The 20,848-nt window shown below is 51.4% G+C and carries 21 protein-coding genes and 1 other annotated feature; of the genes, 6 read left to right on the top strand and 15 right to left on the bottom strand.

Annotated elements, in window-relative coordinates:
* Positions 1 to 24 precede the first annotated feature (24 nt).
* The 4 genes from MKY12_RS05190 to ilvB all read right to left on the bottom strand — a co-directional run bounded on the left by MKY12_RS05190 (position 25) and on the right by ilvB (position 5,109).
* Entirely contained in the window at positions 25 to 1,566 is a 1,542-nt protein-coding gene (locus MKY12_RS05190; RefSeq protein ID WP_036727673.1) for a 2-isopropylmalate synthase, read from the bottom strand.
* A gap of 108 nt (positions 1,567 to 1,674) precedes the next feature.
* On the bottom strand, positions 1,675 to 2,667 hold the full coding sequence (gene ilvC, locus MKY12_RS05185; RefSeq protein ID WP_036727672.1) for a ketol-acid reductoisomerase: 993 nt from the start codon (positions 2,665 to 2,667) through the stop codon (positions 1,675 to 1,677).
* Positions 2,668 to 2,872: 205 nt separating this feature from the next.
* Entirely contained in the window at positions 2,873 to 3,352 is a 480-nt protein-coding gene (ilvN, locus tag MKY12_RS05180; protein ID WP_036727931.1) for an acetolactate synthase small subunit, read from the bottom strand.
* 5 nt (positions 3,353 to 3,357) lie between these two features.
* On the bottom strand, positions 3,358 to 5,109 hold the full coding sequence (gene ilvB, locus MKY12_RS05175) for a biosynthetic-type acetolactate synthase large subunit (RefSeq protein WP_036727670.1): 1,752 nt from the start codon (positions 5,107 to 5,109) through the stop codon (positions 3,358 to 3,360).
* A gap of 621 nt (positions 5,110 to 5,730) precedes the next feature.
* Here ilvB and MKY12_RS05170 point away from each other — a divergent pair.
* On the top strand, positions 5,731 to 6,177 hold the full coding sequence (locus MKY12_RS05170) for a GNAT family N-acetyltransferase (protein WP_036727669.1): 447 nt from the start codon (positions 5,731 to 5,733) through the stop codon (positions 6,175 to 6,177).
* A 21-nt stretch (positions 6,178 to 6,198) separates the two neighbouring features.
* Here the strand turns inward: MKY12_RS05170 and MKY12_RS05165 are convergent, their stop codons facing one another.
* The 5 genes from MKY12_RS05165 to MKY12_RS05145 form a co-directional block, all read right to left on the bottom strand.
* A complete protein-coding gene (locus MKY12_RS05165) occupies positions 6,199 to 6,549 on the bottom strand; it encodes a hypothetical protein (RefSeq protein WP_036727667.1) in 351 nt (116 codons plus the stop codon).
* Between the two features lie 274 nt (positions 6,550 to 6,823).
* Complete coding sequence (locus MKY12_RS05160; RefSeq protein ID WP_036727665.1) at positions 6,824 to 7,780, bottom strand: ABC transporter permease; 957 nt, start codon at positions 7,778 to 7,780, stop codon at positions 6,824 to 6,826.
* Positions 7,781 to 8,857 carry an ABC transporter permease gene (locus MKY12_RS05155; protein WP_339313108.1) on the bottom strand — a complete coding sequence of 359 codons (1,077 nt, stop codon included), beginning with the start codon at positions 8,855 to 8,857 and terminating at the stop codon, positions 7,781 to 7,783. It lies immediately after the preceding gene.
* Positions 8,850 to 10,388 (bottom strand): ABC transporter ATP-binding protein, encoded by a 1,539-nt coding sequence (locus MKY12_RS05150; protein ID WP_339313107.1) that lies wholly within the window; start codon positions 10,386 to 10,388, stop codon positions 8,850 to 8,852. Before MKY12_RS05150 ends, MKY12_RS05155 begins: the two co-directional genes overlap by 8 nt.
* 178 nt (positions 10,389 to 10,566) lie before the next feature.
* A complete protein-coding gene (locus tag MKY12_RS05145) occupies positions 10,567 to 11,649 on the bottom strand; it encodes a BMP family ABC transporter substrate-binding protein (protein WP_036727661.1) in 1,083 nt (360 codons plus the stop codon).
* 308 nt (positions 11,650 to 11,957) lie between these two features.
* Between MKY12_RS05145 and MKY12_RS05140 the strand changes: the two genes are divergently transcribed.
* Positions 11,958 to 12,500 carry an acyl-CoA thioesterase gene (locus tag MKY12_RS05140; RefSeq protein WP_036696107.1) on the top strand — a complete coding sequence of 181 codons (543 nt, stop codon included), beginning with the start codon at positions 11,958 to 11,960 and terminating at the stop codon, positions 12,498 to 12,500.
* A gap of 84 nt (positions 12,501 to 12,584) precedes the next feature.
* Here MKY12_RS05140 and rplT read toward each other — a convergent pair whose 3' ends face one another.
* From rplT to MKY12_RS05120, 4 genes are all read right to left on the bottom strand, one after another.
* Positions 12,585 to 12,944, bottom strand: coding sequence for a 50S ribosomal protein L20 (rplT, locus tag MKY12_RS05135; protein WP_036649386.1), 360 nt, complete (start codon positions 12,942 to 12,944; stop codon positions 12,585 to 12,587).
* Positions 12,945 to 12,975: 31 nt separating this feature from the next.
* Positions 12,976 to 13,176 (bottom strand): 50S ribosomal protein L35, encoded by a 201-nt coding sequence (rpmI, locus tag MKY12_RS05130; RefSeq protein ID WP_036696104.1) that lies wholly within the window; start codon positions 13,174 to 13,176, stop codon positions 12,976 to 12,978.
* Positions 13,177 to 13,233: 57 nt separating this feature from the next.
* Positions 13,234 to 13,731 carry a translation initiation factor IF-3 gene (gene infC / locus MKY12_RS05125; protein ID WP_209879757.1) on the bottom strand — a complete coding sequence of 166 codons (498 nt, stop codon included), beginning with the start codon at positions 13,729 to 13,731 and terminating at the stop codon, positions 13,234 to 13,236.
* A 57-nt stretch (positions 13,732 to 13,788) separates the two neighbouring features.
* Positions 13,789 to 13,932, bottom strand: a sequence feature (ribosomal protein L20 leader region).
* An 83-nt stretch (positions 13,933 to 14,015) separates the two neighbouring features.
* Positions 14,016 to 15,257, bottom strand: a complete 1,242-nt coding sequence (locus MKY12_RS05120; protein ID WP_036727659.1) for a glycosyltransferase family 2 protein — start codon at positions 15,255 to 15,257, stop codon at positions 14,016 to 14,018.
* 417 nt (positions 15,258 to 15,674) lie between these two features.
* Between MKY12_RS05120 and MKY12_RS05115 the strand changes: the two genes are divergently transcribed.
* Together MKY12_RS05115 and MKY12_RS05110 are read left to right on the top strand one after the other, a co-directional pair.
* Entirely contained in the window at positions 15,675 to 16,202 is a 528-nt protein-coding gene (locus tag MKY12_RS05115) for a phosphatase PAP2 family protein (RefSeq protein WP_036727657.1), read from the top strand.
* Positions 16,203 to 16,255: 53 nt separating this feature from the next.
* Entirely contained in the window at positions 16,256 to 17,395 is a 1,140-nt protein-coding gene (locus MKY12_RS05110; protein ID WP_339254358.1) for a glycosyltransferase, read from the top strand.
* Positions 17,396 to 17,958: 563 nt separating this feature from the next.
* On the opposite strand, the gene trmB is transcribed toward MKY12_RS05110, so the two are convergent.
* Positions 17,959 to 18,675: a tRNA (guanosine(46)-N7)-methyltransferase TrmB gene (gene trmB / locus MKY12_RS05105; protein WP_076160578.1), complete on the bottom strand. Its 717-nt coding sequence runs from the start codon at positions 18,673 to 18,675 to the stop codon at positions 17,959 to 17,961.
* Between the two features lie 201 nt (positions 18,676 to 18,876).
* Positions 18,877 to 19,050, bottom strand: coding sequence for a hypothetical protein (locus MKY12_RS05100; protein ID WP_179090500.1), 174 nt, complete (start codon positions 19,048 to 19,050; stop codon positions 18,877 to 18,879).
* 245 nt (positions 19,051 to 19,295) lie between these two features.
* Here MKY12_RS05100 and MKY12_RS05095 point away from each other — a divergent pair, with 245 nt between their 5' ends.
* Together MKY12_RS05095 and MKY12_RS05090 are read left to right on the top strand one after the other, a co-directional pair.
* Complete coding sequence (locus MKY12_RS05095; RefSeq protein ID WP_209879751.1) at positions 19,296 to 20,252, top strand: TIGR01212 family radical SAM protein; 957 nt, start codon at positions 19,296 to 19,298, stop codon at positions 20,250 to 20,252.
* Entirely contained in the window at positions 20,252 to 20,848 is a 597-nt protein-coding gene (locus MKY12_RS05090) for a class I SAM-dependent methyltransferase (RefSeq protein ID WP_339313106.1), read from the top strand. The genes MKY12_RS05095 and MKY12_RS05090 overlap by 1 nt, the downstream gene beginning before the upstream one ends.

Raw genomic sequence — 20,848 nt, 5'->3', positions numbered from 1 at the left:
TGAAGCTTCTTTTAAATAGTTAAATTATAGATTGGCATGCTCCCGCTTGGTGTAGGTCTTGCGCTTCTCAATCAACTTGTTCAGTGCATCCAGATAGGCTCTGGCACTTGCTTCCAGAATATCGGTGCTAAGTCCGCGGCCCTGTGCAGCCACCTCGCCTTGGGAGAGCACGACATGCACCTCACCCTGAGCATCCTTCCCTCTGCTGACGGCTTTGATCGAATAATCACCAAGTGTGACTTCTTCTCCTGTAGCCTGGTCAATGGCATTGTAGATCGCATCTACCGATCCGTTGCCTTCGGCAACCGCCACAATCGGCTGCGGGTCCTGGCCATGAATAATCACCTTGGCGGTTGGAGTAGCCTCATTGCCATACGTAACATAGATCGTCTGCAGGCTGAAGGTCTCCGGCGTATCGATCAGCTTCTCTTCCAGAAGCGCAAGGATATCCTCGTCTGAGACTTCTTTTTTCTTATCTGCGAGATCCTTGAACTTGGCAAAAGCGGCATTGACCTCTTCCTCAGAGATGTCATAGCCCAGATCACTCAGCTTATCGCGGAAAGCGTGACGGCCCGAATGCTTGCCGAGCACCAGCTTGCTTTCTTTGAGGCCGATGGTTTCCGGTGTCATAATCTCGTAGGTCGTCTTCTCCTTCAGCATGCCATCCTGATGAATCCCGGATTCATGGGCGAAGGCATTCGCGCCGACAATCGCCTTGTTCCCCGGCACAACCATCCCTGTCAGCTTACTGACGAGGCGGCTGGTACGGGAGATTTCGGATAGGACCAGAGAGGTCTTCGCGCCGAAATACTCACTGCGGGTCTCAAGCGCCAGAGCCACCTCTTCAATCGCTGTATTGCCGGCACGTTCCCCGATCCCGTTGATTGTACCCTCAATCTGGTCTGCGCCATTCTGAATGGCAGCCAGCGTATTGGCAGTAGCCATCCCCAGATCATTATGACAATGGGCGCTAAGCTGTACCCGCTCGATATCCGGCACCGTATCCTTCAGGAATTTGAAGATGGCACCGTATTCCGCCGGATTCAGGTAACCGACCGTATCCGGAATATTCACCACATTCGCACCCTCGCGGATCGCCATGGATACCATTTCAGCCATGAAATCACGCTCGGTACGGCCGGCGTCCTCCAGGGAGAATTCCAGCTTGGGAAAATACTTCTTGGCATAGCGGATCGCCGATTGTGCCGTTTCCAGCACTTGTGACTTCTCCATGCGCAGCTTATGCTGACGGTGTATCGGCGATGTAGCCAGGAAAATATGAATGCATGGGTCCTGTGCCCCCTGCAGCGCTTCCTTGACCGCATCAATATCGCTCTCTCTGGAACGGGACAGACCGATTACGGTGACGTTCTTGACCGCTCTGGCCACTGCGTTCACCGCAGCCAGATCTCCTGGCGAAGCGGCTGGAAAGCCTGCCTCCATCCGGTCAATTCCCAGCTTCTCCAGCTGGTAAGCGATTTCTACCTTCTCACGTGTATTGAGGTTCACACCCGGCGACTGCTCCCCGTCACGCAGTGTCGTGTCGAACACATGAATTTTCCGCATGCTGAGCACCTCCTGAAGATTGTCCATAAACCCTCAAATGCGGCCCGCAAAATTACGGCCGCATCTGAGAATCACACTATGGTTACTTGTATTCTGAAGTATATGATTTTATTTCTTAATCCAGTGCATCATTTCACGCAGCTGGCTGCCAACCACTTCTACCGGATGAGCGGCTTCATTGCGGCGGGTAGCGGTCAGGAAGGCACGGCCGGATTGGTTCTCAAGGATAAAGTCGCGGGCGAATTTACCCTGTTGAATATCAGACAGTACTTCTTTCATAGCTTTCTTAGTCTCAGCAGTGATGATGCGTGGTCCAGTTACATAGTCACCGTATTCCGCTGTGTTACTGATGGAATCGCGCATGCTGGACAATCCGCCTTCATATACCATGTCAACGATCAACTTCAGCTCATGCAAGCACTCGAAGTAAGCCATCTCAGGCGCATATCCGGCTTCAGTCAATGTCTCGAAACCAGCCTTAATCAGTTCGGACACACCGCCGCAGAGAACAGCCTGTTCACCGAACAGATCCGTTTCTGTCTCTTCACGGAAGGAGGTTTCGATGACTCCGGCACGGGTACAGCCGATGCCTTTGGCATACGCCAGACCAATAGCCTTGGCATTGCCGGTTGCATCCTGTTCAATAGCGATCAGGCCGGGAACGCCGAAGCCTTCAACATAAGTGCGGCGAACCATGTGTCCAGGAGATTTAGGAGCTACCAACAGCACATCCGCATCCTTAGGAGCTACGATTTGTCCAAAATGCACGTTGAAACCGTGGGAGAACATCAGAGCCGCGCCATTCTTGAGGTTCGGTTCGATATCATTCTTATATACAGATGCCTGAGTTTCGTCCGGCATGAGGATTTGCACCACATCTGCACGGGATACTGCTTCTGCTACAGACAATACTTCAAAGCCGTCATTCTTGGCAGTTTCAAAAGATTTACCTTCACGCAGACCGATAACCACCTGAAGACCACTGTCACGCAGGTTCTGTGCCTGGGCATGTCCTTGGCTACCGTACCCGATTACTGCAATTGTCTTTCCCTTCAATACGCTAAGCTCTGCATCCTGTTCATAGTACGTTGTAACTGCCATTGTCAAAATCCTCCTTTAATTTGGGACCCATCGTAAAGAGCGGGTGCTTCAAGAGCACACTCCTGTTAGGCTTACTCTATTATAGCGTGCTCCTCAAGCCCCCGCTCTTTAGCGGGCAAAGTCTGTCCTAATCTTAATTAAATTAATGTCTTAATTAAATTAATGCACGCAAGCAGCAATTCGTTAAAGCTGTAAAATGTGACGATTAGGCATTCCCGCGGATCATTGCCGTTACTCCTGTCCGGGACAGCTCCTTAATACCATAAGGCTTAAGCAGCTCAATCATTGCATCAATTTTGGTGGTTTCTCCGACTACCTGCACCAGCAGGCTTGCCGTACCGATATCTACTACCGAGGCACGGAAGGTCTCGACTACGCCCATAATCTCAGGCCGCTCAGAGGGCTCAGCCTTGACCTTAATGAGCGCCAGCTCACGGGCAACCATAGGCTTTGAACCCAGATCAACTACCTTAATTACATCAATCAGCTTGTAGAGCTGCTTCTCAATCTGCTCCAGAGTATGCTGATCACCTAACGTTACAATGACCATCCGGGACAATCCGACCTCTTCGGATTGCCCAACAGTAATACTCTCAATATTGAACCCCCGGCGGCCGAATAATCCGGATACCCGCTGCAGCACTCCAGGCTGGTCATTCACAAGCACAGCAATCGTATGTCTCATCACTGTTATTCATCCCCCATCAGCATTTGATCAATGGTAGACCCTTGGGTTACCATCGGGTAGACATTCTCGTCTTTGGGGACAACGAATTCTACCAGGACAGGTCCAGGTGTTTCCATGGCTTCTTTCCAGGCGGCGCTGGCTTCTTCCTTGTTCGTTGCCCGCAGGCCCTTCACACCGTAAGCCTCAGCCAGCTTCACAAAGTCCGGGCTGCCCGCCAGATCGGTATAGCTGTAACGCTTCTCATAGATCAGGTTCTGCCACTGACGGACCATTCCGAGTACCTGATTGTTAATCACAACGATCTTGACCGGAATCTTATTGATCGCACAGATCGCAAGCTCCTGGGAACACATCTGCATGCCGCCGTCACCATTAATGGAGACTACGAGCCGCTGCGGATGGGCCATTTGTGCCCCGATCGCTGACGGGAATCCGAAGCCCATTGTTCCAAGGCCCCCCGAAGTAATCCATGAACGCGGATGGTTGAACTTGTAATATTGAGCAGCCCACATCTGATGCTGGCCTACGTCAGTCGTCACAATAGCTTCACCTTTGGTGGTGTCATTGATCATCTGGATGACCCACTGCGGCTTCAGCTCCGTCTCCGAATCCTTGTACCGGTACGGCTGGTCCAGCTTCCACTGGGCAATCTGTGTTCTCCAGGCGTCAGCCTTCGAGGCACGCTTCACATCCGGGATCAGCATTTCCAGAACCGTCTTAACATCGCCCACAATCGGAATATCAGTTGCTACATTCTTGCCGATCTCGGCCGGATCAATATCGATATGCACGATCTTCGCTTTGGGAGCGAAGCCGTCCAGCTTGCCGGTTACGCGGTCATCGAACCGGGCACCGATGTTAATCAGCAGATCACATTGCTGAATGGCGTTATTGGCCGTGTATGTGCCGTGCATTCCCGGCATTCCCATCCACAACTCTTCGCCGCTCGGGTAACACCCCAGTCCCAGCAATGTAGTAGTAATTGGAATCTCCGTGCGCTTCACGAATTCATACATGGACTCATGCGCTCCAGAGTAGATGACTCCGCCGCCTGCAATAATAATAGGACGCTCCGCCGCCTCAATAGCCTTCACCAGCTTATCGAGCTGCAGCTTATTGGGAACCGTGCGCGGATTGTAGCCGCGAAGGTTAACTCCCTGGTGTTCTGCCGGAGTGAACAATGTCATCGCCGCCGATACATCCTTCGGAATATCGATCAGTACCGGACCTTTACGTCCCGTATTCGCAATATGGAAGGCTTCATGAATAATTCGCGGCAGATCCTCAACATCCCGCACCAGATAGCTGTGCTTCGTAATCGGCATCGTTATCCCGGTAATATCCGCTTCCTGAAAAGCATCTGTGCCAATCAGGCTGGAGAATACGTTACCGGTAATGACCACCAGCGGAACCGAATCCATAAAAGCTGTAGCGATTCCGGTTACCAGATTGGTTGCCCCGGGGCCTGAAGTGGCAATACATACGCCCACTTTACCGCTCGCTCTTGCGTACCCGTCAGCCGCATGGATCGCTCCCTGCTCATGGCGTGTCAGAATATGATTGAAATCGTCGAATCCATAAAGAGCATCATATATATAGAGTACAGCCCCGCCGGGATATCCAAATACAGTATCTACACCTTCCAGTACAAGACTGCGCAGGAGGACTTCGGAACCCGAAACCACCTCTGGATTTTTCCATTTCTCACGTAACTGCTCTATCGACCGCACTTCTTCCGGTAATTGCGCGCTCATCAGTATTCCTCCCTTCGATCGTTCACATGCATTATTCAAATGACAGGACGTCAGTATCCAACCTTTAATATTAGCGAACAGGCTTAAATCTTTCCTGTTTCAACAAAAAAACCTTTCGCCTCCCACGCGCAGAAGAAGCGCGTGAGGGACGAAAGGTTTAGCTTCCGTGGTACCACCCATGTTTGCATAACATCTCACGATGATATGCCTTATCAGGTATACAAAAATCCATCGATGTAGGCAGGGCCCAAATCTTCGTAACCTGAAGTCCCTAACGCGGACCAAACGATTCCCCCTAATAATTCCACCGCTCCTGCTGGTGGACCTTTCAGGGAAACAGCTCCGAGGTGAGCTCGTATATAAGGGATTCTGGTGGAGGTTGCAGCAATTCCTCTCACTCTCTGAACAAAAGAGCCCTTAAAACTTCGTCCTCATCATTGCCGATACATGTATGCTCGTTAAATGTTTAGACACATTATATGATTCCTCACACGGTTAGTCAATACCCATCTGCGGGTTATACATTAAATTGTTCATAAAATCTTGTTCTATTCTTGCCGGAACGCCCACACCGCCCGGGGCATATGATGTACGACAATGCGTGGAAAGGGGGCAATATTTATGATTCGTTACCGCAGACCCAGGCAGGATGACACGATTATTTATGACTTAATTGAAAAGCAGCTTGTCCCGTTATCCCATCTTCCGCAGACAATCATTAATCAGGTCAGGAAGGATCTGCCCCGCCGCCTGGGACAGGGAGTCACACTTGTTGCTTGTCCCGACTACGACAGTGATCCGCTGGGGTTCGTGCATTTTCTGCTGCATGGCGATTTATTATACATTGATATGCTCGCCATTGCCCCGGATGCAAGGCGTAAGCGATACGGAAATATGCTTATGGACAGGGCGGAGCGGTTTGCACTATCCCGTGCATGCCACAGAGCAAAGGTCTCTGTAGATACCGGAAATACTGCCGGTCTGAACTTTTATGAAAAACTGGGCTACAGCGTAGCCCGTTATCAACCGCAAAACTACTGCTATGAGCTTGAGAAACAGTTCCGCTGATAAAGCAGCAAGTTATATGGCTTAAAAGAATCCGATCGGCGGAATTCCATAACCAGGACCTGGGCCGTAGCCGCCATAAGGGCCGGGAACTGGACCATGGCCATAACCATAACCGCCCCCGTAAGGAGCACCGCCATACCCGTAGCCTCCGCCATAACCGTAAGGAGCCGTACCAATGGCCAGCAAATCAAACAATACGAGCGGAATCAGTGCCTTGGTTTGTACTTTTTTACCACTGATACGCTGCAGAATCAACCGGTTTCCTGAGATGCGGATCAGTTTGCCCGTCACTTTGGACCCGTCTTTTTTTACCGCCACGATATGTTTGCCTATCAGCTTGATCACTTGTTGCTTCGTAACCGGGTGTGCCATAATATCCCTCCTGTAGTTGTTTCTTAACACTCTATTCGCCTCACCCGGTATTTGCCTGTACATCTGCCCGCCTCCGGGCTGAAAGTATTCGCAGCTGCTGCCTGCAATGATTACAAAATCCCCCCACAAAGTGGGACTTTAGCTTCGACGATGACTCAGGTGCTTTGCGGGGACCCCAAAACATATAAATTCTTATCTATCAAAAAAGCGCATTCCCGGAAATCCGGAAATGCGCTCTGTTCTGTTAAGCTCTGGAATTGGTATACCGATAGCCTTAGCGTTTGCTCGGATCGTAAGGTTCACCAAGCGCCTTAGGTGCCGAGGAACGGCCCACAGCACTCACCAGAACGATAATGGTTAACACATAAGGAATCATGAAGATGAATTCCTGCGGAATGCTCTTGGACCATTCAAACAGCTGGACATAGTTGCGGATCGCCTGGGAGAAGCCGAAGAATACCGCAGCACCGAAGGCACCAAGCGGATTCCACTTCCCGAAGATCATCGCAGCAATGGCAATAAAGCCTTGTCCCGAGATCGTATTGTGCGCAAACGTACCTGTAGTAGTCAAGGTAATGGTGGCTCCGCCGATACCCGCCAGCAGTCCGCTCAGCATGACACCGATATATCTCATCTTGTTGACATTGACACCCAGGGTATCAGCCGCACTCGGATGTTCACCGACTGCGCGCAGACGGAGTCCAAACGGAGTTTTGAACAGGATGAAATAAATGACAATGACTAAGATAATCGCCAGATAAGTGGTTGGATAGGAGTTAAATATCCCCTCGCCGATAACCGGAATCTTAGAGAGCCCGGGAATCGCCACTTTGCTGAATCCGTCGATCAGCGGAGTTTCGCCTGATCCTTCGAAGAACAACTTAACCATGTACAATGTGCTGCCTGCGGCCAGGAAGTTAATAACCGTACCGCTTATCGTCTGGTCAGCCTTGAAGGTAATCGCAGCCACAGCATGGATCAGTGAACCGATTACTCCGACAGCCATGGCACAAAGCACCCCGACCCAAGGTGCCCATTCGCCCATGCCTGCATCTTGAGCATAGTAGCCACCTACTGCAGCTGCAAAGGCGCCAAACATCATTAAGCCTTCAAGTCCGATGTTCACGACACCGGATCGTTCAGAGAAGATGCCGCCGAGGGAGGCAAATATTAGCGCTGTGGAAAAAACAAGCGTCGTATTGAGCAGTTGGCCTAAGACTACGAAGTCCATCTATAACACCTTCTCTTTCTTGCGCTTGAAGTAAAACGGTTTGAGCACCCAGCGTACAATGCCTTGCGCAGCAATGAAGAATATGATCGAACCGATTACAATACGGATCAGCTCCGGAGGCACATCCGCACCGAAGCTCATGCCTGCCGAACCGTACGTCAGCGTGCCATATAGAATAGCAGCGAGAATGACACCCAGCGGATGGGTCAGTCCAAGCAGGGCAACAGCGATACCGTCAAATCCATAACCAGGTGAAGCTGCAAATACGGATTGATAATGGAATACACCCAGTACTTCACCAGCGCCTGCGAGACCTGCGAACACGCCGCTGATGAACATTGCCTTCACCACATTGCGTCCGACATTCATTCCTGCATATTCGGCAGCATGCGGGTTCAAGCCTACTGCACGCATTTCGTAGCCCTGCTTGGTCTTCCAGAGATAGACATAGAAGAAAGTTGCTGCCGCCAGAGCAATCACGGTTCCCCAGTGCAAGCGGGCATTATCAAAGGTGGAGAAGAGGAAGGTCATGGATAGAGAAGCCGGATTATCCTCCGACCGGTTCTGCCCTTGCAGAAGCAGGAACGTCCGGACAATATAATTCGACAGGAAGAGCGCAATCCAGTTCAACATGATCGTTGTGATAACTTCATTAATACCGCGCTTGGCCTTCAGATATCCGGCAATACCGGCCCATAGTCCGCCGCATACAGCAGCTGCAATGACCGCAAGCGGAACTAACAGGAAGCCGGGCAATACCCCGCCAAGCTTAATGCCGACAACAGATGCAGCCGTCATCCCGATCATGACCTGCCCGTCCGCACCAATGTTGAACATCCCTGAGCGGAAGGCAAAGGCTACAGCCAGACCCGTCAGCATAAGCGGAGTCATCTCGCGGATCGCCTCACCGAAATCATACGGGCTGCCGAACACGCGCTTGAACAGCGCAGAGTAAGCCGCAATAGGATCATAACCGCCAATCAGCATGACGATAGCACCTACAAGGAAACCCATCAGAATTGCTACAAGAGGAATTATGTAGCTGTCTGTTGCGAATATTTTCCGGAGTCTAGACATCCGCATGACCTCCCCGCTTCAAACTGCCCGCCATCATCAGACCCAGCTCCTGGTCATTCGTATCCTGCGGGAATACCTCTCCGACAATCTGTCCTTCATAAATAACGGCAATCCGGTCGGACACATTCATAATTTCATCCAGCTCAAATGAAATCAGCAGTACAGCCTTGCCTTGGTCACGCTGCGCAATCAGCTGCTTCTGCACAAATTCAATGGCTCCGACATCCAAACCGCGCGTTGGCTGAGCGGCAATCAGAAGAGTCGGATTCTTGTCTATTTCCCGCGCAATAATCGCTTTTTGTTGATTACCGCCGGATAAGGAGCGGGCTTTATTCTCTATGGAAGGTGTGCGCACATCGAATTGTCTTACCAGATCTTCGGCATGCTTGTTAATCACATCTGTGTTCAAGAACCCTTTCTGGTTATATGGACTCTTATAATACGTCTCCAGAACCATGTTCTCGCTCACGGTGAAGTCCAGCACCAGACCATGCTTGTGACGGTCCTCCGGAATATGGGAGACATTCATTTCAGATACCTTGCGCGGTGACAGATTGCCAATCTCCTTACCGGAGACCTGGATCGAACCTGAGTCAATCTTGCGCAGCCCGGTAATGGCCTGAATCAGCTCACTCTGGCCGTTACCGTCCACTCCGGCGATTCCGAGAATCTCCCCCGCCTTAACTTCGAAGCTCAGGCCATTCAGCACAGGCACGCCATCCTTGCTTTTGCTGCTGACATTAGACAGCTTCAGGATGCTCTCGCCAATATGCGGCGGCTGCTTGTCCACTTTGAAGGTTACTCCGCGTCCGACCATCTTCTCAGCAAGCTCGTTAGGATTGGTCTCGGTGGTCTTCACCGTATCAATCACCTTACCGCGCCGGATAATGGTGACACGGTCGGAAATCTGCATGATTTCTTTCAGCTTATGTGTGATCAGAATAATGGATTTACCTTCTGCAACGAGCCGCTTCATAATCGCCATCAGTTCCGTAATTTCCTGCGGCGTTAGTACAGCGGTAGGCTCATCGAATATAAGTATATCCGCTCCGCGGTACAGGGTTTTCATAATTTCTACCCTTTGCTGCATGCCTACCGAAATGTCATGAATTTTGGCATTTGGATTGACTTGGAGCCCGTACTGCTCAGATAGCTTACGAACCTGCTCCGCAGCGGATTTATAGTCAATTTTAAGACCTTTCTTCGGCTCCATGCCCAGAACAATGTTCTCGGTGACCGTAAAAGGATCAACAAGCTTGAAATGCTGGTGAACCATACCAATGCCAAGCTCAATAGCTTTATTGGGGTTATCAATAATAACCGGTTTCCCGTCGATTTCGATGCTGCCTTCATCGGGCTGGTACAGTCCGAATACGATATTCATCAAGGTTGATTTGCCTGCCCCGTTCTCACCAAGCAGCGCATGGATCTCCCCTTTTTCCAGCGTCAGACTAATGGAGTCGTTCGCAACGATACCGGGAAAGCGTTTTGTGATTTGCTTCAACTCTACGACAGGAGCCGCAGCACTCATGGAATCACCCTCATCACAGAATATATATAATATTGCCTTTTAGACACGGCTGTACCGCCCCACACAAGGACGGTACAGTTGTGATTGTCTATAACAGATGCTGACAGAGAACAAGGCCAGTGTTTGAACCGGCCCTGCTTCGTCGTTATGTTAAATCGGGTTAAGCTGAAGCAATGAATTACTCGGAAGGAACAACGATTGTTCCATCAATGATTTGTTTGCTGTATTCGTCAACCTTAGCCAGAATATCGGCAGTAACGTTAGCTTTGGATGTTTCAGGAAGGCCTACACCGTTGTCTTTCAGACTAAGAACAGTTGTAGTACCGCCTTTGAAGGTACCGTCAACAACCTGCTGGGAAACCTTCTTAACCGCTTCGTCAACACGTTTGATCATGGAAGTCAGCGTTACATCATCGCCAAATTCCAGGGACTGGTCTTTGTCAACGCCGATAACCCATACTTTGCTGCCGCCGGCTTTGTTGCGGGATTTCGCTTCGTTAAATACGCCGTTGCCTGTTGCGCCTGCAGCAGGGAAAATAATGTCGTTGCCGGCATCATACAGCGTTGCAGCCAAAGATTTACCGGTATCAGGCTTGTCATAAGCACCTGCATAAGTGATAGTTACTTTTGCATTAGGGTTAACCGCTTCTACGCCGGCTTTGAAGCCCACTTCGAAACGTTTGATAACCGGGCTTTCCATACCGCCGATGAAACCTACTTTGTTGGTTTTGGTTGTCATACCAGCAACAACACCCACCAGGAAGGAGCCTTCATTCTCGGCAAAGGTTACAGATTCAACGTTAGGAGCGTCCACTACACTGTCGATGATCGCAAGGTTAGCATTCGGGTTCTCTTTGGCAACCTTCAGTACAGCATCGCCAAGGTCGAAGCCAATTCCCCAAGTGAGGTCATAACCGCCTTTAACGAACTGGTTAAGGTTAGGCTCATAGTCTGCATTGGATTTACTCTGCAGGTATTTGATCTCAGCGCCGAATTCCTTCTCCATAGCCTCCAGTGCTTCCCAGGAAGACTGGTTAAAGGACTTATCGTTTACTCCGCCTACGTCAGTTACTAGACCCAGTTTGACAGCCTTAGGAGCGTCAGTTGCTGCTGGTGCTTCTGTTGCAGCTGCGTCTGTTGGTGCAGTAGTTGCTGTTCCAGCATTGGAGCCGGAATTAGCGCTGTTATTGTTACCGCAACCTGCCAGAATGACAGTGAAGGCCATAACCATAACCAAAGATAGTTGGTAAAACTTCTTCATCGAAAGTGATCCCCCTTAGTAAATTGGATGTCTTCTGTGTTCTGCTTTGGACATACCATTAGTACAAATTATACCTGCAAAAAAAGCTAAAATCCAGTCTATTAATGACCTCAGGTCAATAATAATTTGCATTTTTCAACAAGAAATCGCTTACCTTGACACGGGCTGTTATTTCTGTGTCCGTTGTATGTTAGAAAACCTCAAAATGTAGCTTATGGCTCCAAGTGCATTAACATTATTATTGCACAGGGAAGGCTTTTCTATTATCATGTATGATTACATCTTGTACGCAAAGGGAGTTACTGAAAATGGAACAAGAACACACACCACAAGCTGCACCCGACTTCAAATACTGTCATGAATCCCGCGTATTCAAAACCGGCCGCGTCTTCCCGAATGATGTGAACAATCACAAGACACTGTTCGGCGGCAAGCTCATGAGCACCATCGATGAAGTGGCCTCCATCTCGGCCATGCGCCACTGCCGGGTCAATGTAGTAACGGCATCCGCTGACTCTGTCGACTTCCTCCTGCCGATCCGGCCGACGGACTCCGTCTGCTTCGAATCCTTTGTCTCCTGGACGGGCCGCACCAGCATTGAGGTATTCGTCAAGATTATCTCCGAGAATCTCTACACAGGCGAACGCGCCGTTGCCGCAACTTCCTTCCTGACCTTCGTAGCTATGAATGAAGACGGCACTACAGCCCCTGTTCCGGCCATCGTGGCCCAGACCGACGAAGAGAAGCTGATCTGCCAGTCTGCTGACGAGCGGTCTGCGCTGCGCAAGCTGAGACGCTCCAGCAGCAAGAAACTCGCTTCGCTGCTTAGCACAACGAAATACTGGGAATAGCTGTCCATCCGGCGGTTCCCACCGCGCAAAAAAGCACCGTCACACGGGAGAACCCGCAGGCGGTGCTTTTCGGTTTATAGCGTCTTACGCGTTGATCTTCTCTTTGGCAACAACAGCCAGGGAGTTGAAGGCGTTCAGATCATTCACTGCCAGATCAGCCAGCATCTTACGGTTCACTTCTACACCAGCCAATTTCAGGCCGTATACAAGCTTGCTGTAAGACAGACCGTTCAAACGGGCTGCAGCATTGATACGAACGATCCACAGTCTGCGGAAGTTACGTTTCGTCTGACGACGGTCACGGTATGCGTAAACCATCGATTTCATTACTTGCTCTTTAGCTGTTTTGAAAATGCGGTGCTTGGAACCGAAGTAACCCTTTGCCAGCTTCAATACTTTTTTATGTCTACGACGAACTACAAATCCGCCTTTAACTCTTGCCATATTAATAAACCTCCCAAAAATGTGTGATTAACTATTTCAAGTTAGCGAGTCCTTGTTTCAAACGTCTTACATCCCCAGGGGCCATTACCGGATTGCCGTTCAATACGCGTTTTGCACGTTTCGATTTGTGGGACAGCAAGTGGTTCTTGTGAGCTTTGTAACGCAATACTTTACCAGTTCCAGTGATCTTGAAGCGGCCTTTCAGGCTGCTATGTGTTTTCATTTTAGGCATGGTGTTTCCTCCTTGAATATTATGCGGCGCCAAATTGCTATGCAAGTGACTCCAGGATTATTGGGGCTTCGGAGCCAGAATCATAATCATGCTGCGGCCTTCCAGCTTAGGCTGGCGCTCTACAACAGCAAGCTCTTCTACTTCGCTCTTCACGCGCTCCAGGATCTTCTGGCCGATACTAGCGTGGGTAATCTCACGGCCGCGGAAACGGACGGAGCACTTCACTTTATCGCCTTCGCCCAGGAACTTGATTACATTGCGGAACTTGGTCTGATAATCATGTTCCTCAATGTTTGCACGGAACCAGACTTCCTTGAGATCCACGATCTTCTGGTTCTTGCGGGCTTCCTTCTCTTTCTTCTGCGTTTCATAACGGAACTTGCCGTAATCCATGATGCGGCATACCGGCGGCTTCGCCTGCGGTGCTACGTTGACTAAATCCAGATTAAGATCGATCGCCATTTGTAACGCCTCGCGGATCGGCTTGATCCCGATTTGTTCACCCTCTGCTCCGACCAGCCGAACCTCTTTGGCACGAATTTCATCATTGATCATATGTTCCTTACTGATAATCCTTCACCTCCGAATAATTTTCAGATAATATATTACGGTTCTCCATAAAAAAGGGATGCCGGTAATTCCCCGACACCCCGTTTGATCAACGTTCATGAATTGTAACCATTCATAAAGCATTGAGATCAAAACCAGCAGGCTGTTAGCCTGTCAGGTGAGAAGCCGGTGCTTCTGCTTGCAATCCCTATGTTTTGCACACTTGAATACTATACATCATCAGACTGAAGATGTCAACATCCTCTGAAATTATTAATTTACAGTGCGGATTATGAAACCTGCTTGCTCTGCACTTCCTCCAGCCGGACTACGCGCGTATGCTTGGTATGACTCCACTGCTTGTTGTTCTGCGTGAAGAACGCATAGAACGTGATGGGATACCACGAGAGCAGATAGACCGGGAACACCAGCAGGTACAGATAGACCTTCTTGAACTTCACCCGCTCCAGGGCCATGGCCAGCAGGAAGGTCAGAATGTTCGCCCCTACGGCAAAGTACCCGAGCCACAGCGGCAGATGTCCGTAAATATTCGCAATATGCGGACCGCCAAACACAGCATTATCCACAAACATTACGGCAGTCATCAGGAACGTAAGCAACACAATGTATACGTTCGCTCCATACAGTGCCAGGTCGAACTTCGTCAGGCTGCGTTCCTTGATCCCCTGCCACAGCAGCGGGAAGAAGTAACGGCGGGCTACGGTGAAATGACCCTGCATCCAGCGCAGACGCTGTCTGGAGGAAGCCTTGAAGGTAAGCGGCTTCTCATCGAATACTTTGGCATCATAATTAAATCTTGGATATACGCCCTTGGAGGCGCTGCGCATGGTGAATTCCAAATCCTCAACCAGACTGGTTGCCCCCCAGCCCATTTCCTTCAGCAGGTTCGTCTCGAAGCACATGCCTGTACCGCCGAGGAAGTTGGCCATCTTCAGATTATGGCGCGACAGCTGCCACAGCCGGTTGATGTACCAGTAGGATACGCCGTAAGCAGCCGTGATCCAGGAATCCTCCGGGTTCTTCGTATCAATGTAGCCTTGAATGACCCGTCCGCCTGAACACAGATCGTTGTTCATCTCTGTCAGGAACTCTGTATGTGCGAGGTTGTCGGCATCGAACATGACTACAGCGTCGTACTGGCGGGGCAGCGCCCACAGCTCCTTCAGCATCCACTCGATGGCATAGCCTTTACCGCGCAGGTTGCTGTTGGTACGTACACAGGCATTCATGCCGTGCTCCCGCACGATCGCAGCGGTATTATCCGTACAGTTGTCACAGATGACAAATACATCGTACAGTTCCTGGGGATAATTAAGCTGCTTCAGGTTCTCCATCAGAGCGCCAACCACTTCTTCCTCGTTGTGTGCGGCGACCAGTACGGCAAATGACTTTTGCGGCGCATGCCTAACCTTGTTCTTCTTCTTGCGCAGTCCAAACAGCGAAAATGCAAACTGATAAACTGCGATTGCCGCCAAGATCACTTGGAGCGTAACAAACAATGCGTCTGTCATGATCTTTAGATGCCCCCTTTTTCCAAATCTTGATGTTTTTTCTCTTTCTCTCTCTCTAACTTGCTAACGTTCTATCTGACCCTTTTGTTGCATCCCTTACTGTAGACAAGAATTTCCCCTTAGTTCCGGGCAGGATTCCGAATTGTGTTATGTCCCGTTTCACAAGATATGAATATGGATTCCAGTGTACTGGCTGGCTCCTTATTTCTCTGTTACCTTATAAACGCGATCTTCCTGCTTGAATCATTGTAGTCGCTTTGGGGCTCACAAGTCAAAAGAGACATTTTTCGAGCGGACCCGAGCTTTTTCTTGAACGGGCTACCTTAAAAAAGTATGATAAAGACAGCTTCAGGCCGTGAAATCTGCTGCTTAAGCTGCGCCAGAACTCTTTTAGCCGGACTATCGGAGGGACATGATATGAGACCTTTATTCAAGAAACTGCATCTCCTGGAGCAGCGGGTGTTTCAATGGATTAACGGACGGATGCACAATCCGTTTCTGAACTTCTGGCTCTTCTACCTCACTCATCTCGGAGGTGCAACAAGCGCGATCGGCATCAATCTCTTGGTCTGGGCAGTGTGCCCGCAGCCATGGAGAACTACAGGACTTCAGGCACTGGCCGCGCTGGCGATAAGCCATGTGCCCGTCGCTATCGCCAAAAAGCTCTACCCGCGCCTGCGGCCCTATCTGGCCCTGCCGGACACCAATACGTTCCGCAATCCGCTTAAGGATCATTCTTTTCCTTCAGGCCATACGACCGCTATCTTCGCCTCAACGGTTCCTTATATGATAGCCTTTCCTGTCCTGACTGCGGTCCTGCTTCCTCTGGCCTGCACAGTCGGCTTCTCCCGGATCTACCTCGGGCTGCATTATCCATCTGATGTCCTCGCAGGAGCGGTCATTGGGTCTGGAGTCGCAGCCGGTACGCTTGCCCTCTGGATATGATGCCTAAGGGGCGCCGGCCGGTCAATACCTCTAGGGAACAGGTGAACTATACATTGCGCAAAAAAAGAATATTATTGCTGTCAGAGGGCTTCGGTGCCGGGCATACCCAGGCTGCATATGCGCTGTCGAGCAGCCTGCGGAAGCTGTCTCCGGAGGTGCAGACCAAGGTGCTGGAGCTGGGGAGCTTCCTGAATCCCAAGGTGGCCCCGCTCATTGTCTCGGCATACCGCAAGACGGTTACCTCCCAGCCCCGGCTGATGGGCTATGTGTACCGTCACCAGAAATCATTCAATCGTCTTACCACACTTGCCCTGCACCGCTTGTTTTATACGCATGCCCAAAATATTGTGAAGCAGCTGAAGCCGGACATTATCGTCTGTACCCACTTCATTCCCGGTGCTGTTATCTCACGCCTGAAGCGGCTTCACCCGTCGCTGAAGGCTCCGCTGATTACAGTCATTACAGATTATGACGCCCATGCCAGCTGGATCAGCCCGCAGGTGGACCGCTATCTGGTATCCACCCCTGAGGTCAAGGCGAAGCTGCGCCGCCGGGGCGTTGCCGCCTTTAAGATCCGGGTGACCGGCATTCCTGTCCACCCGAGCTTCTGGGAGCAGCACGGCCGGGAAGACATTCAAGAGCAGTTCAAGCTGCTTGGTGTTCCGACGGTCATGGTCATGGGCGGTGGATGGGGCATGATGAATGACGAAGTAGTGAATGCGGCTCTGGCCGGATGGCGGGACAAGGTGCAGATTGTGTTCTGCCTCGGCCAGAATGACAAGCTGCTGCAGGAGATGATGCAAGACCCGCGGTTCAGGCATCCCAACATCCGGCTGCTGGGCTTCACCCGGGAGATTGACAAGCTGATGGAGGTGTCCGACCTGCTGGTCACCAAGCCGGGCGGCATGACCTGCAGCGAAGGCTTGGCCAAGGGCATTCCGATGCTCTTTCACTCTCCGCTGCCGGGCCAGGAAGAAGAGAACTGCCGGTACTTCACTGCCGCCGGACTGGGAGAGCCGATCAGCTCCCTCGATGTAGTTGACAGGTGGATGGAGCGGCTGCTGAATGATTACGGAAATGTCCGTGCGGCGCGCAAGGCCCATCTGGAGGCCATCTCCAGGTACAACCCGCTGCAAAGCGCCCAAAGCATTATTGATATGCTGGATAAACCGCGCGCAGAACATGGGGAGTAGAGAACCAGGTAAGGAAAGGCACAAAATCACCCTTACGGGTGAATGAGATTACCTGCGCGCCAGCAAATGTATGCTGTTTTTCACATACATTAGGGCCACATGCCTGCGCGCTAGCAAGTGTATGCTGTTTTTCACATACATTAGGGCCACATGCCTGCGCGCTAGCAAATGTATGCTGTTTTCCGCATACATTCGAGCCATGCGCCTGCATATGAGCACAATGTATGCTGTTTTCCGCATACATTCGAGCCACACGCCTGCATATGAGCACAATGTATGCTGTTTTCCGCATACATTCGAGCCATGCGCCTGCATGTGAGCACAATGTATGCTGTTTTCCGCATACATTCGAGCCATGCGCCTGCATGTGAGCACAATGTATGCTGTTTTCCGCATACATTCGAGCCACACGCCTGCCCACCACTTATCCACAACAGAAAAAAACCATAATTCCCCAAACAACAAAAGGCAGTCCGGCATGAATGAACCGGACTGCCTTTTGTTGTAATACCGATAATGCTGCTTACAGGCCAGCTGACAGGCTGCAGGAAACTGCCCGCAGCCTAGAGGCGGTACTTGTCCAGACGGGTGGCCTGATATTGCTTCAGCGCCTCGTCTCCGACAATTGCCTCGCAGCGGTGAATGTTCACGCCCCGTCCATAGAACTTGGTCTCGTATTCGGTCATTACATGCTCTTCGTTGATCACGCCGCCCTCATGCAGGTCAAGCGAAATATTCTTCATCTGCAGGCCATAGTCTGCAAAGGCATTAAGCGAGAATTCAAACAGGCTGCGGGAATCCGTCTTCAAATGGATCTCGCCGAGCGGACTGAGCAGTCCGCGGTATTTATCCAGAAAACGCGGATGCGTCAGACGGCGGCGGGCATGCTTGCTTTTCGGCCAGGGATCACTGAAGTTGAGATAGATCCGTTCCAGCTCCCCTGGAGCGAACACTTCCTCCGCGTAATCGATATTGGCCAGGGCCACTCTCACGTTGGGCGGTGTCTCTTCTCCTGCCGGCTCCCATACATTCCGGGCCTTCTCGGCTGCGCGCCGCACCAGCTCGTCATACATATCCACGCCGATGAAATTAATCTCCGGGTATTTGAAGCTCATTTGACTGATAAACTGTCCCTTGCCCATTCCGAACTCCACATGAATCGGATGATCATTGCCGAACAATTCGGACCAGCGCCCCTTCAGGCTGCGTGGTTCCAGGATGACCAGATCGGTCTGCTCCTCAAGACTTTCACGTATTCCTTTTCTTCCTCGTAAACGCATAGGTACTCCTCCGCTTATCTCTTTATTGCCTTATCTGTGAATAGGATAAATGCCACTTGCAATATTGTGCCGAACTTACCGGCAAAAGTAAAGGGATTTCAGCAAAAGAAAAGGAACCTCCATCCCGCCCCTGTTGGACTGGTCGAAAGTTCCGTGCGTGTTGTATCTGTAATACCGGCCCGCCGTTCAGCGGACTGCCATTTATTTATCGAACTCGAAGGTCTTCTCGAACGCATTGCGGATCTTCCGCTGCGCTTCTGTCTTGATCTTGTGGTTGCCGTTGAATTCTACGCCTGTCAGGGCGAGAGCTTCATCGGGAGTCAGCTGCACATCAATCGAACCTTTGTTATCAGCAAATACCGTTGGAGAATTCATCGTTATCACCTCTAAGGTTTAGTATGGACCGGACGACACGAAATTATGAATTCAAGCATAAGATTGTGGTTGCTGCAGCGTCTTTTTTAACACTTTAAATATAACATAATGTGTAAGCATTTTCAAGCCGGATGGCGGTAATTCACAGCCTATTTTTAGTTTTTTTTCGGCGGATTTCCGGGAGGGATTGTTACGTTCATCACGGATTTTTGATACAATGGGAAGGTTAATGAAAGGAGCTGCACATGTCTAATCTTTTACAGGCCTCCTCTCCGCTTCTGTGGGGGGATAAACGGTTCCATACCTGGAACTACGAAATGCGCGGGCAGATGGATACCAAGGTGTTCAAGGTCATGCTCGATGCGGGCTTCACCTGTCCGAACCGTGACGGTTCCATCGCCAAAGGAGGCTGTACGTTCTGCAGTGCCAGAGGGTCAGGCGATTTCGCCGGAAGCCGCCGGGATGATCTGGTCACCCAGTTCAACCATATCCGCGACCGCCAGCATCAGAAATGGCCGAATGCCAAATATATCGGCTATTTCCAGGCCTATACCAATACGTATGCTCCTGTCGAGGAGCTAAGGGAATATTATGAAGTCATTTTGCAGCAGCCCGGGGTTGTCGGCCTCGCCATTGCCACCCGCCCCGACTGCCTGCCGGATGATGTAGTGGAGTATCTCGCGGAGCTGAACCAGCGCACCTATCTATGGGTGGAAATGGGGCTTCAGACCATTCATCAGTCCACTTCGGATCTGATTAACCGCGCGCATGATACCGCCTGCTATACTGAAGCTGTTGCGAAGCTCCGCCGTCACGGCATCCGGGTGTGTACCCATATCATTCACGGTCTTCCGCAGGAAACGCATGAGATGATGCTGGAGACTGTAGCTGCTGTAGCGAATATGGGGGTTCAGGGGATCAAAATCCACTTGCTTCATCTCATGCGCAAAACGCCGATGGTGAAGCAGTATGAAGCCGGGCTGCTGCGGTTCCTGGAGCAGGATGAATATGTGAAGCTCATTGCCGACTCGCTGGAAATTCTGCCGCCGGACATGATCGTCCACCGCTTGACCGGCGATGCCCCGCGCGATGCTCTGATCGGCCCGATGTGGAGCCTCAAGAAGTGGGAAGTGCTGAATGCCATTGACCAGGAGCTGGTTGCCAGGGACACCTGGCAGGGTAAGTACTGGAGGAAGGGCTGATGGGCTTCCTGTCTGTCCTTAGCTTCGCCCATAAGCTGATCGCTGAGCGGCTCCCGCCCGGCGGAATGGCTATCGACGCCACCGTGGGAACCGGCGCCGACACCCTGTTCCTCGCCAAGGCGGCCGGGCCGCGCGGCGGGGTGTACGGGTTCGACATCCAGCCGCAGGCGCTGGCTCTTGCCGGCGAGCGCCTGCGGCTAGCCCGGGAGGAAGCGCCTGCTGCGCTGGCTCCCGTGACGCTGCTGCAGCAGAGCCATGCAGCAATGGCTGAAGCCGTTCCGCCCGCTTGGCGCGGAACGGCCTCGGCGGTGATGTTCAACCTCGGCTATCTGCCCGCAGGCGATGCCGATAAGACTATCATCACCGAGCCGGGAAGCACGCTGGCCGCGCTGGAGGCGTCGCTTGCGCTGCTCCGCCCGGGCGGGATCATCACGGCCGTGCTGTATCCCGGCCACGAAGGCGGCGGCCGCGAAGCCGCCGCTGTCGAAGCCTGGGCCGCCGGACTGGCCCAGCAGGACGCGCAGACTATCGTGTACCGCCAGCTTCAGCGCGAGTCTGCCCCTTATGTTGTAGCGGTAGAGAAGAAAAGAAGCTGA

This window comes from Paenibacillus sp. FSL M7-0896 (genome assembly GCF_037975415.1).
In the GTDB taxonomy this organism is placed as follows: Bacteria; Bacillota; Bacilli; order Paenibacillales; family Paenibacillaceae; genus Paenibacillus_AQ; species Paenibacillus_AQ silagei.
This window is presented reverse-complemented; position numbering and strand designations above follow the sequence as displayed.

Bases quoted from the DNA above. Each gene is read 5' to 3' on its own strand.
- MKY12_RS05190 (WP_036727673.1), bottom strand. From the start codon at position 1,566: ATGCGGAAAATTCATGTGTTCGACACGACACTGCGTGACGGGGAGCAG.
- ilvC (WP_036727672.1), bottom strand. From the start codon at position 2,667: ATGGCAGTTACAACGTACTATGAACAGGATGCAGAGCTTAGCGTATTG.
- ilvN (WP_036727931.1), bottom strand. From the start codon at position 3,352: ATGAGACATACGATTGCTGTGCTTGTGAATGACCAGCCTGGAGTGCTG.
- ilvB (WP_036727670.1), bottom strand. From the start codon at position 5,109: ATGAGCGCGCAATTACCGGAAGAAGTGCGGTCGATAGAGCAGTTACGT.
- MKY12_RS05170 (WP_036727669.1), top strand. From the start codon at position 5,731: ATGATTCGTTACCGCAGACCCAGGCAGGATGACACGATTATTTATGAC.
- MKY12_RS05165 (WP_036727667.1), bottom strand. From the start codon at position 6,549: ATGGCACACCCGGTTACGAAGCAACAAGTGATCAAGCTGATAGGCAAA.
- MKY12_RS05160 (WP_036727665.1), bottom strand. From the start codon at position 7,780: ATGGACTTCGTAGTCTTAGGCCAACTGCTCAATACGACGCTTGTTTTT.
- MKY12_RS05155 (WP_339313108.1), bottom strand. From the start codon at position 8,857: ATGTCTAGACTCCGGAAAATATTCGCAACAGACAGCTACATAATTCCT.
- MKY12_RS05150 (WP_339313107.1), bottom strand. From the start codon at position 10,388: ATGAGTGCTGCGGCTCCTGTCGTAGAGTTGAAGCAAATCACAAAACGC.
- MKY12_RS05145 (WP_036727661.1), bottom strand. From the start codon at position 11,649: ATGAAGAAGTTTTACCAACTATCTTTGGTTATGGTTATGGCCTTCACT.
- MKY12_RS05140 (WP_036696107.1), top strand. From the start codon at position 11,958: ATGGAACAAGAACACACACCACAAGCTGCACCCGACTTCAAATACTGT.
- rplT (WP_036649386.1), bottom strand. From the start codon at position 12,944: ATGGCAAGAGTTAAAGGCGGATTTGTAGTTCGTCGTAGACATAAAAAA.
- rpmI (WP_036696104.1), bottom strand. From the start codon at position 13,176: ATGCCTAAAATGAAAACACATAGCAGCCTGAAAGGCCGCTTCAAGATC.
- infC (WP_209879757.1), bottom strand. From the start codon at position 13,731: ATGATCAATGATGAAATTCGTGCCAAAGAGGTTCGGCTGGTCGGAGCA.
- MKY12_RS05120 (WP_036727659.1), bottom strand. From the start codon at position 15,257: ATGACAGACGCATTGTTTGTTACGCTCCAAGTGATCTTGGCGGCAATC.
- MKY12_RS05115 (WP_036727657.1), top strand. From the start codon at position 15,675: ATGAGACCTTTATTCAAGAAACTGCATCTCCTGGAGCAGCGGGTGTTT.
- trmB (WP_076160578.1), bottom strand. From the start codon at position 18,675: ATGCGTTTACGAGGAAGAAAAGGAATACGTGAAAGTCTTGAGGAGCAG.
- MKY12_RS05100 (WP_179090500.1), bottom strand. From the start codon at position 19,050: ATGAATTCTCCAACGGTATTTGCTGATAACAAAGGTTCGATTGATGTG.
- MKY12_RS05095 (WP_209879751.1), top strand. From the start codon at position 19,296: ATGTCTAATCTTTTACAGGCCTCCTCTCCGCTTCTGTGGGGGGATAAA.
- MKY12_RS05090 (WP_339313106.1), top strand. From the start codon at position 20,252: ATGGGCTTCCTGTCTGTCCTTAGCTTCGCCCATAAGCTGATCGCTGAG.